This window comes from Litorivita pollutaquae (genome assembly GCF_003205515.1).
Taxonomy (GTDB): Bacteria; Pseudomonadota; Alphaproteobacteria; order Rhodobacterales; family Rhodobacteraceae; genus Litorivita; species Litorivita pollutaquae.
Genome location: NZ_KZ826481.1, coordinates 231,919 through 248,617, shown reverse-complemented (window position 1 = coordinate 248,617; position 16,699 = coordinate 231,919). Strand labels below are relative to the sequence as shown.

16 protein-coding genes are annotated in these 16,699 nt (G+C 58.4%); 6 read left to right on the top strand and 10 right to left on the bottom strand.

The window, feature by feature from the left end; translation table 11 throughout:
• Window positions 1-93: 93 nt before the first annotated feature.
• Complete coding sequence (locus tag DI396_RS01150) at window positions 94-639, top strand: VPLPA-CTERM sorting domain-containing protein (protein WP_110794325.1); 546 nt, start codon at window positions 94-96, stop codon at window positions 637-639.
• A 136-nt stretch (window positions 640-775) separates the two neighbouring features.
• Here DI396_RS01150 and acnA read toward each other — a convergent pair whose 3' ends face one another.
• Window positions 776-3,526 carry an aconitate hydratase AcnA gene (gene acnA / locus DI396_RS01145; protein ID WP_110794324.1) on the bottom strand — a complete coding sequence of 917 codons (2,751 nt, stop codon included), beginning with the start codon at window positions 3,524-3,526 and terminating at the stop codon, window positions 776-778.
• A 355-nt stretch (window positions 3,527-3,881) separates the two neighbouring features.
• Between acnA and DI396_RS01140 the strand changes: the two genes are divergently transcribed.
• A complete protein-coding gene (locus DI396_RS01140; RefSeq protein WP_235851693.1) occupies window positions 3,882-4,688 on the top strand; it encodes a DUF1223 domain-containing protein in 807 nt (268 codons plus the stop codon).
• An 11-nt stretch (window positions 4,689-4,699) separates the two neighbouring features.
• On the opposite strand, the gene DI396_RS01135 is transcribed toward DI396_RS01140, so the two are convergent.
• From DI396_RS01135 to purB, 3 genes are all read right to left on the bottom strand, one after another.
• Entirely contained in the window at window positions 4,700-5,770 is a 1,071-nt protein-coding gene (locus DI396_RS01135) for a flagellar motor switch protein FliG (RefSeq protein ID WP_110794323.1), read from the bottom strand.
• A gap of 107 nt (window positions 5,771-5,877) precedes the next feature.
• The gene (locus DI396_RS16540) at window positions 5,878-6,033 is read right to left on the bottom strand and encodes a hypothetical protein (protein ID WP_204362771.1); all 156 of its coding nucleotides are present in this window, start codon (window positions 6,031-6,033) and stop codon (window positions 5,878-5,880) included.
• Window positions 6,034-6,159: 126 nt separating this feature from the next.
• Window positions 6,160-7,467, bottom strand: a complete 1,308-nt coding sequence (gene purB, locus DI396_RS01130; RefSeq protein ID WP_110794322.1) for an adenylosuccinate lyase — start codon at window positions 7,465-7,467, stop codon at window positions 6,160-6,162.
• A 121-nt stretch (window positions 7,468-7,588) separates the two neighbouring features.
• Between purB and DI396_RS01125 the strand changes: the two genes are divergently transcribed.
• Entirely contained in the window at window positions 7,589-8,023 is a 435-nt protein-coding gene (locus DI396_RS01125; RefSeq protein ID WP_110794321.1) for a DUF6314 family protein, read from the top strand.
• 4 nt (window positions 8,024-8,027) lie between these two features.
• Here DI396_RS01125 and DI396_RS01120 read toward each other — a convergent pair whose 3' ends face one another.
• Window positions 8,028-9,266 carry a bifunctional alpha/beta hydrolase/OsmC family protein gene (locus DI396_RS01120; RefSeq protein WP_110794320.1) on the bottom strand — a complete coding sequence of 413 codons (1,239 nt, stop codon included), beginning with the start codon at window positions 9,264-9,266 and terminating at the stop codon, window positions 8,028-8,030.
• Window positions 9,267-9,436: 170 nt separating this feature from the next.
• On the opposite strand from DI396_RS01120, the gene DI396_RS01115 reads away from it, so the two are divergent.
• A complete protein-coding gene (locus tag DI396_RS01115) occupies window positions 9,437-10,162 on the top strand; it encodes a heme-dependent oxidative N-demethylase family protein (protein WP_110794803.1) in 726 nt (241 codons plus the stop codon).
• The gene (locus tag DI396_RS01110; RefSeq protein ID WP_110794319.1) at window positions 10,159-10,701 is read left to right on the top strand and encodes a hypothetical protein; all 543 of its coding nucleotides are present in this window, start codon (window positions 10,159-10,161) and stop codon (window positions 10,699-10,701) included. Before DI396_RS01115 ends, DI396_RS01110 begins: the two co-directional genes overlap by 4 nt.
• Window positions 10,702-10,735: 34 nt before the next feature.
• On the opposite strand, the gene DI396_RS01105 is transcribed toward DI396_RS01110, so the two are convergent.
• The 4 genes from DI396_RS01105 to DI396_RS01090 all read right to left on the bottom strand — a co-directional run bounded on the left by DI396_RS01105 (window position 10,736) and on the right by DI396_RS01090 (window position 14,223).
• Window positions 10,736-11,164 carry a glyoxalase superfamily protein gene (locus DI396_RS01105; RefSeq protein ID WP_110794318.1) on the bottom strand — a complete coding sequence of 143 codons (429 nt, stop codon included), beginning with the start codon at window positions 11,162-11,164 and terminating at the stop codon, window positions 10,736-10,738.
• Between the two features lie 196 nt (window positions 11,165-11,360).
• A complete protein-coding gene (locus DI396_RS01100) occupies window positions 11,361-12,161 on the bottom strand; it encodes a lytic murein transglycosylase (protein ID WP_110794317.1) in 801 nt (266 codons plus the stop codon).
• 234 nt (window positions 12,162-12,395) lie between these two features.
• The gene (gene glnA, locus DI396_RS01095) at window positions 12,396-13,802 is read right to left on the bottom strand and encodes a type I glutamate--ammonia ligase (RefSeq protein ID WP_110794316.1); all 1,407 of its coding nucleotides are present in this window, start codon (window positions 13,800-13,802) and stop codon (window positions 12,396-12,398) included.
• Window positions 13,803-13,884: 82 nt separating this feature from the next.
• Window positions 13,885-14,223 carry a P-II family nitrogen regulator gene (locus DI396_RS01090; protein WP_110794802.1) on the bottom strand — a complete coding sequence of 113 codons (339 nt, stop codon included), beginning with the start codon at window positions 14,221-14,223 and terminating at the stop codon, window positions 13,885-13,887.
• A gap of 183 nt (window positions 14,224-14,406) precedes the next feature.
• Between DI396_RS01090 and DI396_RS01085 the strand changes: the two genes are divergently transcribed.
• Entirely contained in the window at window positions 14,407-16,107 is a 1,701-nt protein-coding gene (locus DI396_RS01085; protein WP_110794801.1) for an NAD(P)H-hydrate dehydratase, read from the top strand.
• A 71-nt stretch (window positions 16,108-16,178) separates the two neighbouring features.
• On the opposite strand, the gene DI396_RS01080 is transcribed toward DI396_RS01085, so the two are convergent.
• Complete coding sequence (locus tag DI396_RS01080; RefSeq protein WP_110794315.1) at window positions 16,179-16,697, bottom strand: Hint domain-containing protein; 519 nt, start codon at window positions 16,695-16,697, stop codon at window positions 16,179-16,181.
• Between the last annotated feature and the right edge of the window lie 2 nt (window positions 16,698-16,699).

The window sequence follows — 16,699 nt, the reverse complement described above, 5'->3', positions numbered from 1 at the left end:
GCCGCATTTGCCAGGGGGACATGGTGAAAATTGCAAAGTTGCTGAAATTGTGTTATTATTATGGCGTAAATTAATCAAATTTGGATATTCATAATGAAAAAGACCGCACAGATTTCCGTGCTGTTGGCAGGGCTTTGTTTGGCCGCCACTGGCGCTTCTGCCCTAACCGTTCCCTCTGCCAGCATTGATTTTGGCACCTCGTCAGGCACCGGAAGTTATACGGAAGACGGGTTCAGCTTTGCCAGCGCCAATTTGAACCAAAGCACCAACTGCCCCGGTGGTGGCGCGTGTTTGTTGTTGAATAATGGTGCTTATAGCGATGCCTCCATGGTTTCGGACGCCGGGGATTTTTTGTTCCACGGCCTCTCCTATGCCTTTAACAGCGCGGGTGGGGGTAACTCCTTTACCGTTTTTGCTGATGTTGGTCCGCTGATCACAATCTACGCTGCGGATGGTTTGACCGGGACGCTTTCGATCGCACCGGTCTTGATGACGCAATTGTCCCTATCGCATGGCGGTGGTGGGAACGTGCGGATTGACGACATTATGGTCAGCGCTGTGCCACTGCCCGCCGCAGGCGGGATGTTGTTGGCAGGGCTTGGGCTGTTTGGTGCTCTGCGCCGCCGCAAACATACGTAGCCGCATTCGCACCCGCCTGCGATGGGGGGGCGAAAACGGCTGCTGCGGAGTTCTGGCGCCCTTTGGACCACGACATACAAGAAGGGCCGCGTCATCACTGACGCGGCCCTAACTGTTTTTCCGTCTCTAAAAAGTCTTACGACTTGGCAAGGTTGCGCAGCACGTAGTGCAGCACGCCGCCGTTTTCGACGTATTCGATTTCAGGTGCCGTATCGATGCGGCACTTGATCTGGATGGTTTTCACGGTGCCATCGGCAAATGTGATCTCGCAGGGCACATTCGACAGCGGCTTCAAATCACCCGCAAGTCCAGAGATCGAAACGGTCTCTTTGCCGGTCAGGCCGAGCGATTTGCGCGTATCACCACCGGTGAATTCAAACGGGATCACGCCCATACCAACAAGGTTGGAGCGGTGGATCCGTTCGAAATTCTCGGCGATCACGGCTTTCACGCCGAGCAGCGCCGTGCCTTTCGCGGCCCAGTCACGCGACGAACCGGCACCATATTGCTCACCAGCGAAGATCACCAAAGGTGTTCCTGCTTCTTGGTATGCCATCGAGGCATCGAAGATCGAGGTTTGTGCCCCGTCCGGTCCGTTGGTGTAACCGCCTTCAACCCCGTCGAGCATCTCGTTCTTGATGCGGATGTTGGCAAAGGTGCCGCGCATCATCACTTCGTGGTTGCCGCGGCGCGATCCGTAGGAGTTGAATTCGCGCACAGGCACTCCATGCTCGGTCAGATATTGACCGGCAGGGGTCGTGTCCTTGAACGAGCCTGCGGGCGAAATGTGGTCGGTGGTGACCATATCGCCGAGGATCGCCAGAACCTTGGCACCTTCGATGTCGGAAATCACACCGGCCTCTGCACCCATGCCTTGGAAGTAGGGCGGGTTTTGCACATAGGTCGATTCGGGCGGCCAATTGTAGGTTTCGCTGTCGACGGTTTCGACGCCCTGCCATTTTTCGTCGCCTTTGAACACATCGGCATATTTCGACACGAAGGCTTCGCGGGTCACGGTTTTTTCGACCAGATCGGCGATCTCTTTGTTGGTCGGCCAGATATCTTTGAGGTAGATATCTTTGCCTTCGGCATTTTGCGCGATCGGGTCTTTGGAGATGTCGATGTTCATATCGCCCGCCAAAGCATAGGCCACCACAAGGGGAGGCGAGGCGAGGTAGTTGGCCCGCACGTCAGGGGAGATGCGCCCTTCAAAGTTGCGGTTGCCCGACAAAACCGATGTGGCAATCAAATCACCGGCGGCAATGGCTTCGGACAATTCCGGTTGAATCGGGCCGGAGTTGCCGATGCAGGTGGTGCAGCCGTAACCGACAAGGTTAAAGCCCACCGCATCGAGGTCTTCTTGCAGGCCTGCGGCCTCAAGATATTCCGACACGACTTGCGATCCAGGAGCGAGCGAGGTTTTCACCCAAGGCTTGCGGTTCAATCCCAATGCGCGCGCTTTGCGGGCGACAAGACCCGCACCGATCATCACATAAGGGTTCGATGTGTTGGTGCACGAGGTGATCGAGGCGATCACGATCGAGCCATCGTTGAGGCTATAATCCTCGCCCTTGACCGGGTGCGATTTGCGCGGGTCGGCGGGGGCCGTGGGCGTTGGGCCCTCGGCGGCCATGTCTTGCGCGTCTGCAGTGGCATCGGTGCCGCGATATTCGGAAACGACATTCATAAAGGCCGGCGCAGCTTGATCCAGCGCGACATAGTCTTGCGGGCGCTTGGGGCCGGAGATCGCCGGAACGATGGTGCCCATGTCGAGCGTCAAGGTGTCGGTGTAGATCGGATTGTAATCCGCATCGCGCCAGAACCCGTTTTCCTTGGCATAGGCTTCGACCAGAGCAACGCGCTCTTCGTCGCGGCCGGTGTTGCGCAGGTAACGCAGGGTCTCGCCGTCAATCGGGAAGAACCCACAGGTGGCGCCATATTCCGGTGCCATGTTGGCAATGGTCGCCCGGTCGGCGAGCGGCAGACGGTCAAGACCGGCGCCGTAGAATTCGACAAATTTGCCGACAACGCCTTTTTCGCGCAGCATCTCGACGACCTTGAGAACCAGATCGGTGCCGGTGGTGCCTTCGACCATTGTGCCGGTCAATTCAAAACCGATCACTTCGGGAATCAGCATCGAAATCGGTTGGCCCAACATCGCAGCTTCGGCCTCGATGCCGCCAACGCCCCAACCCAGAACCGCCAAGCCGTTGACCATTGTGGTGTGGCTGTCGGTGCCGACGAGCGTATCGGGATAGGCAACCTCTTGGCCGTTTTGGTCGGTGTCGGTCCAAACGGTTTGGGCCAGATACTCAAGGTTCACTTGGTGGCAAATGCCGGTTCCGGGGGGCACAACGCGGAAGTTGTTAAACGCGCCCTGACCCCATTTGAGGAACTGGTACCGCTCCATATTGCGTTCATATTCGCGGTCGACGTTCATTTGGAACGCGCGGGGATTGCCGAATTCGTCGATCATCACCGAGTGGTCAATCACGAGATCAACAGGGTTCAACGGGTTGATCTTTTGCGCATCACCGCCAAGGGCCTTGATCCCGTCGCGCATGGCGGCAAGGTCGACAACCGCCGGAACGCCGGTGAAATCCTGCATCAACACGCGGGCAGGGCGATAGGCGATCTCGCGCGGGTTTTTGCCGCCCTTGGCGCCCCATTCGGCGAAGGCTTTGATGTCATCGACCGAAACCGAAAAGCCGCCGTCTTCGAAGCGCAGCATGTTTTCCAGCACCACTTTCAAAGCAGCAGGCAGGCGCGAAAAATCGCCAAGCCCGGCTTCTTGAGCGGCGGGGATCGAGTAATACGAAATGGATTTGCTGCCGACACTCAGCGTTTTGCGTGTCTTGGCGGTGTCTTGTCCGACTGTGATGGGCATGGTTGGCCTCCCTTTCGGTGTGAAACAGGGTTGTGCTGGCTCGCTTCTGCCGCATTGAGGCGGTGCAATCAAGGGGGGAAATGCGCTTTTGTATACCATCGCACACAATTTTGGCCTTTGGCCCGCAGTTTGGGCGGGGTGCGGGCCCTTTGCGGGTTTGATGGGCCGTGCGCGGATCGGCCGGATGATCCACCGGCCTCCTGTGGGTTTCCGATCTCGCCCACAGAAATATTCGCAACGATTGTCTGCCTGTGGTCAACTGGGCGCATCACACGGGCTCTCTCGAAACCTTGATTGGTTATTTCAATCTGTGCTGTCTAAATAGGGGAGGAGTTTTGGAATAGAGGCGCGACACATGGGTTCGATCCACGATACGGCAGGTCTGAATAACGGGGCCGTCAATGAGAACAACCAATCCCTCCGCCGTAGGCCGCGCCGCGCGGTTTTCTCCATGGTTATGGCGGCAGCGGCTTTTGTGGTTGGCGCGCTCGCGACGCCAGACGCCGCCCGCGCGCAGGATCGCAGCCCCGTGGTGGTTGAACTTTATACCTCACAGGGCTGCTCATCATGTCCGCCCGCAGATGCGCTGATGGCCGAGCTTGCCAAACGCGGTGATGTGATCGCTCTGTCACTGCATGTGGACTATTGGGATTATATTGGTTGGAAAGATAAATTCGCAAATCCGGCCTTCACCGCGCGGCAAAAAGCCTATGCCCGCCAAGGCAAACGCCGGTCGATTTATACGCCGCAAATGATTGTTGGCGGCACCGATGATGTGGTGGGCGCGCATCCCAAAGATGTCGCCACCTTGATTTCCAAACATGGCGCGCGTCCTGCGCCGGTGGCCTTGACCGCGACCCGCAATGGCAACCAGATCAGCCTGCTTGCGGCGGCATTGCCGCAAAGCCGGTCGATGATGGCGGTGCAAGTGGTACATTATAAACCACGCGCGGAGGTGCAGATTTTGCATGGTGAAAATGCGGGGAAAACAGTCGAATACGTCAATATCGTCACCGGATGGCAACGGGTCGCAGAATGGGACGGGCAGGGCGCATTGGCCATTGATCTCACCGTCAATCCGCAGACCCCCGCCGTGGTCATCATTCAAGAAATTGCCAAACGTGGCCCGGGTGCGATCCTTGCGGCGGTTGAGGTGAAATAACTGCGCGGCGATTAACCTTCGTCCTCGTCGTCATCCGCAACCAACAAGATTTCGCCATTGGCTTCCATCTCGCGGATTGCATTGATCACCTCGGTCATGGCCTCTTCGCCATCTTTGGTTTTGACTTTGCCTGCGGCTTCGATTTCCTCGCGCAAGGATTCGGCCATGCGTTTGGACATGTTCTCGAGCACAAATTCCGCCGATTTCGCCATGTCGCCGCCCTGCGCCGATGCCGCTGCCAAGGCGGTGATCAAAGCGGCTTGATCGATCTCGCGAGTGACCTTGGGAATGTCGCGCGGCGCCAGACGTTGATAGATATTGGAGAATGTGAAAATCGCTTTGCGCACCTGATCTGCGAAAACCTGATCTGTTTCATCCAGACCGGTGAGCACGTCATCACGGGTGGCGGCGGGCGAGAAGTTCAAAATCGCGCCGACACGTTCGACGGGACCATCGGCAAAGGCGCGCTCGGGTTGCGCGTCCAGTTGCGCCGCCAAGGACAATCCGATCCGGTCCACGGCATTCGGCGTCACCGCCCCGGTGAGCGATACCGCATAAGTGATCCGCCGCGCCTTTTCACCGGGCAAACGACCCAAAAGTTCGGCAGCTTTTGACACGTCTATTTTGACCAACATCACAGCTGCCACTTCGGTGCTTTCGTTTTCGACAATCGGCAAAAGTTGGTCGACACCAAGACCTTTGATCCGTTCCCACGGGTCGCCATATTGGCGCACGCCGGCCTCTTTGCGCAAACGCGCGGCGGTATGGGGCGAAATTTTCCCATCCAATTGGTCCAAGGCCCCGGCCAGATCGCGTGGGAAGGTCAGGCCCATACTGTCCAATTCATCAGCGAATTCCGAAATCACCCCTGCGAGTGTATCGCGGGTGATGTGGCGCATGTCACCAAGCTGCTGTGTCAAGGCGATCTGCATATCTTCGGGCAGATCCTTGAGCCGCAATTCGGCCCCTTCGTTCAACAACAGTCGAACGATGATTGCGGCTTTTTGCTTACGGGTCAGCCGACCATTGCCGCCGGATTTTCCGGGGCTGGGCAGTTGGGCCAACGGTGTCAGGTTATTCATCCTGTCCCTCATAGACGTTTGCGCCAGATAAACAGGGAAGGGTGAATTTTTCCTTTCACGCGGCAATAAAGAGCCGCGATTTTCTGCGGCTCTTTATCAAATCGCGGTCAGGTGTTGGTTTGAGTGACGCAGGTATGCGCGCTGTTGTCCCAAACCATGCCGTCGGCGCAAGACATTGCTTGTTTCGAGGCGGCGCAAGCCGAGGACATCACCGGTAGGGCGGTCAAAATCGCAGTGAAAAACGTGACTTTCAGGATCTTCATTCGGGATTCCTTTCGCGTGTTTGTGCCCTTAGCCTATCATAAAAACGCCCCCGCGCGAAGATCACATCGCGCGGGGGCCATTTGGGGCCGGATCGCTGCCGCTTGGCCGCGTCAATCTTGGGCGGTTTAGCTTTCGCCAAACACCCGCTTGAAGATCGTATCGACGTTCTTGGTGTGATAATTCATGTCGAAATTATCGTTGATCGCCTCAACGCCAAGAGCGGCCACAACGTCCTTATCCGCCAGCAATTCTTCGCGAAAATCGGTCCGCTCTTCCCAGACTTTGAGCGCATTGCGCTGCACCATCGCATAGGCGGCTTCGCGGCTAACGCCGGCTTGGGTCAGGGCCAACAAAACCCGTTGACTCATCACAAGGCCGGGGAATTTGTTCATGTTATCCAGCATATTTTGCGGGAAAATCAGCATCTTGTCGATCACGCCGGTGAGGCGCGCCAAGGCAAAATCAAGCGTGACACAGGCATCGGGACCAATCGCGCGTTCGACCGAGGAATGCGAGATGTCGCGTTCGTGCCAAAGCGCCACATTTTCCATCGCCGGCACCACCGCCATGCGCACCAAACGCGCCAAACCGGTGAGGTTTTCGGTCAGCACAGGGTTCTTTTTGTGCGGCATCGCAGACGAGCCTTTTTGACCCATCGAGAAAAACTCGGCCCCTTCCAACACCTCGGTGCGCTGCATGTGGCGGATCTCGATCGCGACATTTTCGATCGAGGAGGCAATCACCCCGAGCGTCGCAAAGAACATCGCATGGCGGTCGCGCGGGATCACCTGTGTGCTGATCGGTTCGGGGTTCAAACCCAGTTGCGCACAGACATGCTCTTCGACCCGCGGGTCGATATTGGCGAATGTGCCAACCGCGCCGGAAATCGCGCCGGTGGCGATTTCGGTCCGCGCCAGTTTCAGCCGCGCAAGGTTGCGGTCCATTTCTGCATAGAACCGCGCAAAGGTCAGGCCCATCGTCGTCGGTTCGGCGTGGATGCCGTGGCTGCGGCCAACACGCACGGTGTCTTTGTGTTCCATCGCGCGGCGTTTGAGCGCGGCCAAAAGGCCTTCCATATCTTTGATCAAAATATCCGACGCCCGCACCAGTTGCACATTCAAACAGGTGTCGAGCACATCCGAAGAGGTCATGCCCTGATGCACGAAACGCGCTTCGTCAGAGCCGACATGTTCGGCCAGATGTGTCAGGAAGGCGATGACGTCATGTTTGGTCACGGCTTCGATTTCATCAATGCGCGCGACATCGAATTCCACGTCCTTGGCTTTCCACACTGCCTCGGCATTCTCGCGCGGGATCACGCCCAGATCGGCCATGGCGTCGCAGGCATGGGCTTCGATTTCATACCAAATGCGGAATTTTGTTTCCGGCGACCAGATGGCGACCATTTCAGGGCGGGAATAGCGGGGAATCATGGGCAAAACCTATCATTTTGGTTGCGAGCAGCGTCTCGCCCGTGTCTTTAAACGGCAGGGCGCGGCACGGCAAGGGTCGCAGGCAGGGCAGCAGCTAGGACAGCAAGTCAGGAGAGGTCGGATGACGGCAAAACCGGAATTGATGACGTTTCACGGCGCTTGGACAATCACGCGCCGGATTGCGGCCGCCGCCGGGCCGGATGCGCGGTTCGACGGTCTTGCGGTGTTTTCGGATCATGCCGGTGGTTTGCGCCTGACTGAAACCGGCGAAATGCAACTTGACGGGCAGGGCCGCTTTGCCGCCACGCGGCGCTATGACTGGCGGGCGGGGGCCAAAGGATGGATCGATGTGTTCTTTGACGATGGCCGCTATTTCCATGGCTTCGATCCCGCCAGCGCCGCGCCGCAGGCCCATCACGATTGCCCGCCCGACATCTATGATGTGCGCTATGATTTCACCGCATTGCAAGGCATCGCCCCACAATGGACCGCCCAGTGGCGCGTCACAGGGCCGCGAAAAGATTATGTTATGACAAGCACTTACATCCGCGCGTGAAGGGTCAGGCCAATTCTGTTTCCACCTGTGAGGCGCGCTCCAATGTCCTGTGCACCGGACATTTATCCGCAATTTCCAACAGCTTCGCCCGCTGGCTCGCGGTCAAATCGCCCTCCAGACGGATCAACCGCCGGAAGCTGTCGATTTTGCCGGTCTGGCCCAATGCGCTGTCTTGGCCATGCACTTTGTCGTGGCTGACATCGACGCTGACATGGGTCAATGGCCACCCCTTGCGCCGCGCATACATACGGATCGTCATCGACGTGCAAGCCCCCAATCCCGCCCCCAGCAATCCATAGGGCGACGGCCCGCGATTGGTGCCGCCATAGGCCACGGGTTCATCCGCAAGGAAATGATGGTGTGGGCCGTTTTGCACATCCTGCAAGAACCCGTCGGGATCGGCCTCTGATACGCGGACGATCCCTTCGGGGGCGCCGCGCGGCGGGGCAGGCGGGGCAAGATCGATATATTTACCGGCCCATGTGGCAATGACCTCTGCGGCATATTCGGCGTCCTCGGGACGGGTCAAAAGATGATCGGCGCCGTCCAGCGTGACAAAGCTTTTGGGGTGTTTGGCGGCCATGAAAATCTGTGCCGCATTGTCGATGCCAACCGTCGCATCGCGCGGGGCATGCAAGACCAAAAGCGCGCGGTGCAGGTCGGCAATCGGTGCGGCGGGATCATCGCCTTGACGCATTTCGTCAATAAAGCTGCGGCGAATGTGAAAAGGCCGGCCACCAATGTCGACCTCTGCCCCGTCACTTGGGGCGCGGGGGGAATTGTCATCCTGACCGTCGATTTCGTCGGCACCTGTGATATGGCCCAGAACATGCGCAGGATCGAAGGGCGCGCCGATGGTCGCCACGGCCCGCAATCCGTCGATCTGTCCTGCCGCCCGCAACGCGGCCGCCCCGCCAAGCGAATGACCGATGAGCAGTGCCGGCGGTAAATCTTGCGTTGCCAAATAGGCCGCTGCCGCCTCGATATCCTTGACGTCGCGGCCCAAACCCGCCTCCCCGAAGGCCCCGCCGGATTGGCCCAAACCTGTGAAATCAAACCTCAAAACCGCGAACCCCATCGCCGAGAGCCGTGCCGAAATCCGCCGCAGCGCCCGCAGATCTTTCGAGCAGGTAAAGCAGTGGGCGATCAAGGCGGTGGACAAGACCGGCCCCTGCGGCAGCGACAAGGTTGCGGCGAGCGTGTCACCGTGATGGTTTTGAAAGGTCACGGAAGTATCGGGCATGGGGCATCCTTTTGGCGCAACTGGGCAAGCTGGTGTCAGGGTGGCGCGGGGCAGGGCCGGTTGCAAGCGGCGCGGCACCTGCTTCACAGGAATATGAGCCGCAGCGCTGGCCAAACCGACGTGATACGCTTGCGCGTGACGTTGAAGCGCGGCGGCGCTACTGTCTTGGTATGACCGAGATATTACACCGCATCCTGCCCGATGATATGACAACACCGCGCCCCTTGCCGGGGATCGCGCCGCTTGATCCGGCGCGTTGGTTGGTGGTGGACGAAACTTATGCCGCGCAGATGGCGGAGCGCGCACGGCTTTGGCATACGGCGCGCGATGCGGTGCGTTATTTGCAGCCGCAGGCCGAGGCGGCAGTGGCGGAATTGTTGGATCAGGTTTTGGCGCATCTGCGGAACAGTCACGATGGATTTACAATCAGCGCGGCGCAGGTGCGCCGCCCCGATGGCATCACCGTTGCGATCGAACGCGCCGATCCGCTCGGCACGTTGGCGCATCTGGTGCAGGAGGATTTTTGCATTCTGCAAAAGCCCGATGGGGCTGCCGAACATATTCTGACGGCTGCGGTCTTGTGCTTTCCGGCCAATTGGCGATTGGACGAGAAAGCAGGGCGGCCCATGCGCGCCATCCATGATCCTGTGCCCGAATATGACACGCGCATCGCCAAACGCGTGCAGCGATTGTTTGACGGAGTGCAGGTGGGAAAACCGCTTTGGCGTTTCAACGCGCTACGCTATGCGCATCCGGATCTGTTTCACCCCGATAGCAAACCCACCGTCGACCCGCGCCCTTACTTGCGCTCGGAGAGGCAAACCATTCTGCGCTTGCCGCAAACCCGCGCAGTGGTGTTCGGTATCCACACCTATGTTGTGAAAGACATGATATGAAACCCTTCCTGTTGTCCCTTGCTTTGATATTTGGTGCGGCGGCGTCGGGTGGCGCCCAAGACGCCCAACAGATCGCCCTTGCGGCGCGGATCGCGGCCAATGGGGCACATGAATTTGAAGGCGTGCGCCATGCGGCAGAGGTCGAGGGATGTGTCCTATGGACCTATGTGTGGAAACCCGAAGGCGAAGATCCTGAAGCGCTTTGGACGGTGTTCCGCTTGGAGATGCAGGGGCTCGACTTTCCCAAGCAGAAGGATGGGCTGCGCTACATACATATAGAGAAATTCGGCGATCATAGCGCGACGATGGTCCTTTTTAAAATGAGGCCTCCCTTTCAGGCGCGGCATGAAAAGCCGATGTTTCGCAATCCCAAACCGCCCTTTGATCCTTCGCCGCGCGAGGCGCCTTACCACTATGTGTTCCAGTACAAGGACAGCGGATTCATTTTGCACGAGGGCGTTGAGGGCCCCGAAAAAGCGGCACAGTTTGTTGAGGATGTGCTCGACTATAAACGGCGCTATTGCCTCGTGATGGGGTAGGCGCGCGCAGCGGGCGCACGGCCCGCTGCCGTGCTTATCTCGATAATATCCGCATCTGTGGTTCACCATCCGACGTGGCGGCGGCGCTGACACCTTGGCTGTTCACCGTGCAATTCACCTGCTTGCGAAAATTGGAGAAATGCACCGAGGTTACCACATCGACTGCCTCGTCAAAAACGATTGTCAGCCGCCAGTTATGGCCCATTTCGGCGCTGGCTTTGATTTGGCCTGTGAAGTTCTGGCCAAGGTATCGCCCGTGCACCTCCTCACCAATTTGGAAGCGGCGGCGCGGCGCATCACCGGCGGCGGCCTGTGCGGTGTTCCAATCCCGAAACCCCCATTGAGCGGCCACCGCTTCGAGCGCGGCGGCATGGGTGATCGGGGTGCCCGCATCGGTTAAAGCGGCGCGCATCCGTTTGGCTTGCGCTTTGAGGGCGTCGCGGGAAGGTAGAGAAATATCCATGTTTTCAGGTCCCTAATGGGTCACATGGGGCAGACGGGGCTCGCATTGCCATCCATCCGTGACCAAAGTGGGGGTCATGAAAACGGATCGTGTTGAACAGGACTTCACCAAACCCAAAGGGCGCGAGCGGCGGGGGCCTGCGCCCCATATGCGCGCTTTACGCCGCCCTATGCGGCTCTGTCAAGACGCCGCGCGCCTATCCGTCGATGCGCGCACCCATGATGGAAATGGCTTTTTGGTAGACGCCAGCCGCATTCCATTGCTTGATCACGCGAAAATTCGGCGCGCCCTCTTGATAACCCTTGCCGGTTTTCCATCCCTTTTTCGACAGGAAATTCGCGGTAGAGGCCATGGCATCGGACAGGTTGTTCATATCCAAACGCCCGTCGCCATTGCCGTCCACGCCGTATTTTTCGACATTGCCGGGCAAGAATTGCGTATGGCCCAATTCGCCATGTTTCGCGCCGATACTTTTGGGTGATACCACGCCGCGATCCACAAGCCGCAAGGCCGCCAGCGTGTGTCCGGTGAAAAACTCCGAGCGGCGGCAATCATAGGCCAGCGTCGTGATCGAGGAGACGACATTGCTGTCGCCCATGAAATGACCAAATCCGGTTTCCATGCCGTGAATGGCCAAAATTACCCCCGCCGGCACGCCGTATCGTTGCTCAAGTGCTGCATAAAACGCCGCATCGCGGGCTTTGCGTTTGCGCCCCTGCGCGACGATCGTATCGGCGCCGCGCAGCTGCATGAATTTGTCGAGACTGTATTTGAAGGATTTTTGGTTGCGGTCGGCGGCGATGGTGCGCTTGGCGTATTGGGTGCCTTTGAGTGCCGCGATGCCTTTGGATTTCACGCCTGCTTTCTTCGCTTCCTTGGCAAAATCGGCCTTCCACGCCTCGAAGCCGGAGGCTGTGTTGCCGCATGGCGCGGCAGCGGTTGGCGCAGCCAGACCCAGCGTCAGCAAAAGGGTAGAGATTTTCAACAGACGCGACATGCAGCCCCCCAAAGGCAAAGTGGTTAAGCGCCCCGACTGTAGCGGGCAGGGCAGAGGAGGCAAGTTCGAACCCCGCGCAATCAATGATGATATGCAAATGCACGTCGCGGGGCAGGGGCGCGCAGGTTCGATCCAACACAGGTCAAAGGCCCCATCGCGCCCGCATCAACGCACCGGACGGCAAAAGGGGCGCCCGAAACGGACGCCCCTTCCTTTCGCTGTAACCCTAAGAGATTAGCAGCTGTAGTACATTTGGAATTCGACGGGGTGAGGCGTGTGCTCATACCGTTCGATTTCTTCCATCTTGAGGTCGATATAGCCTTCGATCTGGTCTTTGGTGAACACGTCACCGGCCAAAAGGAAGTCCATGTCACTGGACAGCTCTTCCATCGCTTCGCGCAAGGAGCCGCAAACCGTCGGAATATCGGCCAACTCTTCAGGCGGCAGATCGTAGAGGTTTTTGTCCATGGCTTCGCCCGGATTGATTTTGTTCTTGATGCCGTCGAGGCCGGCCATCAAGAGCGCCGCGAAGCACAGGTAGGGGTTCGCAGCCGGATCGGGGAAGCGCGCTTCGACGCGTTTTGCCTTGGGGCTCTCCGCGAATGGGATACGCACACAACCCGAACGGTTGCTTGCCGAATAGGCGCGCAAAACCGGCGCTTCAAAACCCGGGATCAGGCGTTTGTAGCTGTTGGTCGACGGGTTGGTGAAGGCGTTCAACGCTTTGGCGTGCTTCAAAATACCGCCGATGTAGTACAGCGCTTCTTGCGACAGGTCAGCGTATTTGTCGCCTGCAAACAATGGCTTGCCATCTTTCCAGATCGACATGTTCACATGCATGCCGGTGCCGTTGTCGCCTGCGATGGGCTTGGGCATGAAGGTCGCCGTTTTGCCGTAGGCATGCGCGACGTTATGCACAACGTATTTGTATTTTTGCAGCTCATCGGCCTGTTTGGTCAATGTGCCGAAGACGAGGCCAAGCTCGTGCTGGCAAGACGCAACCTCGTGGTGGTGCTTGTCCACTTTCATGCCCAGACGCTTCATCGTCGAAAGCATTTCAGCACGGATGTCGTGGGATTCGTCGGTCGGGTTGACGGGGAAGTAGCCGCCTTTGACGCCCGGACGATGGCCCATGTTGCCCATCTCGTAATCGGTGTCGGTGTTCCATGCGCCGTCAATCGCGTCGACTTCATAGGACACTTTGTTCATGGTGTTGGCATATTTGACGTTGTCAAAGAGGAAGAATTCCGCTTCTGGACCCATATAGGCCGCATCGCCGATGCCCGACGATTTCAAATAGGCTTCGGCTTTTTGCGCCGTGCCGCGCGGGTCGCGGGCATAGGCTTCGCCGGTGTCCGGTTCAACAACCGAACAATGGATGCAGAGGGTTTTCTCGGCATAGAAGGGGTCGATGTAGGTGCTTTCGGTATCGAACATCAGCTTCATGTCCGAAGCTTCGATCGATTTCCAACCTTCGATGGAGGAGCCATCGAACATGAAGCCACCTTCGAGGAAATCTTCGTCGACTTCATCGCAGATCACTGTGACGTGCTGCAACTTGCCGCGCGGGTCGGTAAAACGGACGTCGAGATATTCGATCTCTTCGTCTTTCATCTGCTTGAGAACTGCCTGAATGCTCATTCCCTTGTCCCTTCTCGTTTGGAAATTTTGATCTTCGCAGCGGCCCGCCGGTTAGAACGTGCCGCGGAATTCTATGGCGCGATCAGATCGCGTCAGAACCGCTTTCGCCTGTGCGGATGCGGATTGCTTGTTCGACGGGCGAGACGAAAATTTTGCCGTCACCGATTTTGTCGGTTTTGGCCGCGTCGATGATCGCCTCGATGGCTCCATCAACCAGATCGTCTTCGAGCACGACTTCGATTTTCACTTTAGGAAGGAAGTCGACAACATATTCTGCGCCCCGGTACAATTCGGTATGGCCCTTTTGACGCCCGAACCCTTTGACTTCGATCACCGAAAGCCCCTGCACACCAACCTCTTGCAACGCTTCTTTGACTTCGTCCAGCTTGAACGGCTTGATGATCGCTTCGATCTTTTTCATACGGGCGGCCTCCTCGTTTTCTGTCATGGCGGTGAGAACACTTTCCCAAAGCCGCCTCAATTGGCTAAGCTGTTCCTACGCTGGGAGCCAAGGGGAATCCAGAGTCTGCGCCTGAATATTGCGCGATGTGCGTAAAATTTATGCAGTTTGAAAACGATTGTCGTGGATGCCGTGGGAAATGCCATGTCTGAATTGCTGACCACTGCCCAAATGCGGGCCATCGAAGCTGCTGCTATCGAATCCGGTCGGGTCACGGGGCTCGAATTGATGGAACGCGCGGGCGCGGGCGTGGTCGAGGCGATCATGGAGGAATGGCCAGCCCTCGCAAAATCCTCTTACCGTGCCGTGGTGCTTTGCGGGCCGGGCAACAACGGCGGCGACGGCTTTGTCATCGCGCGGCTTTTGATGGAGCGTGAATGGGAGGTGCAGGTCTTTCTCTATGGCGCCCCTGAGACCCTGCCGCCGGATGCAAAAACGAATTATGACCTATGGTGCAGGCTGGGTGATGTGCTGCCGCTGTCGGAGAAAGACTTTCGCAAAGACGGGCGCAACACCGCAGACATCTACATCGACGCGATTTTCGGCACGGGCCTGTCGCGCGCGCCTGATGGTGAATTGGCGCAATTTCTGCGCCACCTTGGCGGCGCGGGTGGGGATGATTATGCCGCGCGAATGGTATCCGTCGATGCGCCCTCGGGCCTTTGCCTCGACAGTGGCCGCGTGTTGGTCCCGCCGCCCCCCGAGGCAATCGCAAACCTGCTGGACGCAAGGCCCCACGGCGCGCCGGTGTATTCAGACCGGTTCGCCGCGCTCACCGTGACGTTCCAATCGGCCAAAGCGGGGCATTTTCTCGCGGAGGGTCCGGCGGTCTGCGGCAAGGTGGTGGTCAAGGATATCGGCCTTTCGGATTGGCAAAAACGCAATCTTGCGGCCAAAGGCGAAACGCGACATCCTGCGAAAGGGCTGCGTATTCCCAAGCTTTTCATGCGTGACGGGCCAAAGGGCGACGCTGATCCGCAGCTGCGGCATTTGACGTATGATATGGCGATGCTCTCAAAATATCGCGGCGCGGGCAGCCATAAATTCACCTACGGCCATGCTTTGGTTCTTTGCGGCGCTGCGGGAAAAACCGGTGCGGCGCGATTGGCGGCGCGCGGGGCGTTGCGGATCGGCGCGGGGGTGGTGAGCCTTGGCGTGCCGGCCGCCGCGATGCCGGAGGTGACGGCGCAGGTGACATCGATCATGACCGCTCGCATCGACAGTGCCGAGGATTTACATGAAGCCCTCAAAGACAGCCGCATCACCACGCTTTGCCTCGGGCCGGGGATGGGGATCGCGCGCGCGGCGTCGCTTTTGCCGGTTGCTTTGCGTGCAAAACGCAAAACTGTGCTCGACGCGGATGCGCTGACGGCGCTCTCGCAAGATCCCGCATTGATGGCATTGCTGCACGATGATTGCATTTTGACGCCTCATGCGGGTGAATTTGCGCGTCTCTTTCCGCAGATATCCGCCAGACTGAAGGCCTTGGCGATTTCTGGTCCGGCCTATTCCAAAGTGGATGCAACCCGCGAGGCCGCAGCCGCAGCAGGCTGTTCGGTGCTCTACAAGGGCCTTGATACGGTGATTGCCGACAAAACCGGCCGCGCGATCCTGTCGCCGGCATATTACAGCCGCGCCGCGCCGTGGTTGGCCACGGCCGGATCGGGCGATGTTTTGGCGGGTTTCATCACGGGGCTGTTGGCGCGGGGTATGCCGGTGTTGGTTGCTTCTGAAATGGGGGCTTACCTGCATGTAGAGTGCGCGCGAAGCTTCGGGCCGGGGTTGATTGCCGAAGACCTGCCCGAGGAATTGCCAAAGGTGATGCGCGCGCTTGGCGTTGCCTGAAACGAAACAAGGCCCCCAACAGATTGGGCGCCTTGTGGGAAATCAGGACATGTCGGGAGGTGAAAGGGCGCTTAGGCCGCTTCGGCCTGTTGAACAGCGTGTTGCAAAAGCGGGCAGGACAATTCCAACCCATCGGCATAAATCACGTGCTCACGGTCAAATTCGATCATGTGCAGGGTCACGTCGCGCGCGTGCTGCAGTGTGACAAACTCACCATCGGCCAAACGGCGGGCAGGCACCAAGGCTTGTTTATTGCCGAAGACCGCCTTTGCGCGCCAATCGCGGATCAGGATCTCTTGGCTCGCGGGCAATGTCACGTCGCTTTCGGGGCGGGCATGGCCGAGAGATCCGGCTTTGATCTGAACGGTTTCGATATGGGCCAACCGGCGATGCACGTGGCGGATCACGGCCATGCCGCTGTCACGGGTGATCACGCGATCTCCGGGCGAGAGAAATTCCACCGGCATCTCACCTTCGAGGGTCAACACAATGCTTCCGGCCATCAGGCCTTGGGCGTGTAGGATTTCTTCACTCTGTGCGCTCTTGGTGGAAAGCTTTGCTTCCGAGCGCCCGACCGTATTCGGTTTCATGG

Coding starts and splice junctions, on each gene's coding strand:
- DI396_RS01150 (WP_110794325.1), top strand. CDS start 94: ATGAAAAAGACCGCACAGATTTCCGTGCTGTTGGCAGGGCTTTGTTTG.
- acnA (WP_110794324.1), bottom strand. CDS start 3,526: ATGCCCATCACAGTCGGACAAGACACCGCCAAGACACGCAAAACGCTG.
- DI396_RS01140 (WP_235851693.1), top strand. CDS start 3,882: ATGGGTTCGATCCACGATACGGCAGGTCTGAATAACGGGGCCGTCAAT.
- DI396_RS01135 (WP_110794323.1), bottom strand. CDS start 5,770: ATGAATAACCTGACACCGTTGGCCCAACTGCCCAGCCCCGGAAAATCC.
- DI396_RS16540 (WP_204362771.1), bottom strand. CDS start 6,033: ATGAAGATCCTGAAAGTCACGTTTTTCACTGCGATTTTGACCGCCCTA.
- purB (WP_110794322.1), bottom strand. CDS start 7,467: ATGATTCCCCGCTATTCCCGCCCTGAAATGGTCGCCATCTGGTCGCCG.
- DI396_RS01125 (WP_110794321.1), top strand. CDS start 7,589: ATGACGGCAAAACCGGAATTGATGACGTTTCACGGCGCTTGGACAATC.
- DI396_RS01120 (WP_110794320.1), bottom strand. CDS start 9,266: ATGCCCGATACTTCCGTGACCTTTCAAAACCATCACGGTGACACGCTC.
- DI396_RS01115 (WP_110794803.1), top strand. CDS start 9,437: ATGACCGAGATATTACACCGCATCCTGCCCGATGATATGACAACACCG.
- DI396_RS01110 (WP_110794319.1), top strand. CDS start 10,159: ATGAAACCCTTCCTGTTGTCCCTTGCTTTGATATTTGGTGCGGCGGCG.
- DI396_RS01105 (WP_110794318.1), bottom strand. CDS start 11,164: ATGGATATTTCTCTACCTTCCCGCGACGCCCTCAAAGCGCAAGCCAAA.
- DI396_RS01100 (WP_110794317.1), bottom strand. CDS start 12,161: ATGTCGCGTCTGTTGAAAATCTCTACCCTTTTGCTGACGCTGGGTCTG.
- glnA (WP_110794316.1), bottom strand. CDS start 13,802: ATGAGCATTCAGGCAGTTCTCAAGCAGATGAAAGACGAAGAGATCGAA.
- DI396_RS01090 (WP_110794802.1), bottom strand. CDS start 14,223: ATGAAAAAGATCGAAGCGATCATCAAGCCGTTCAAGCTGGACGAAGTC.
- DI396_RS01085 (WP_110794801.1), top strand. CDS start 14,407: ATGTCTGAATTGCTGACCACTGCCCAAATGCGGGCCATCGAAGCTGCT.
- DI396_RS01080 (WP_110794315.1), bottom strand. CDS start 16,697: ATGAAACCGAATACGGTCGGGCGCTCGGAAGCAAAGCTTTCCACCAAG.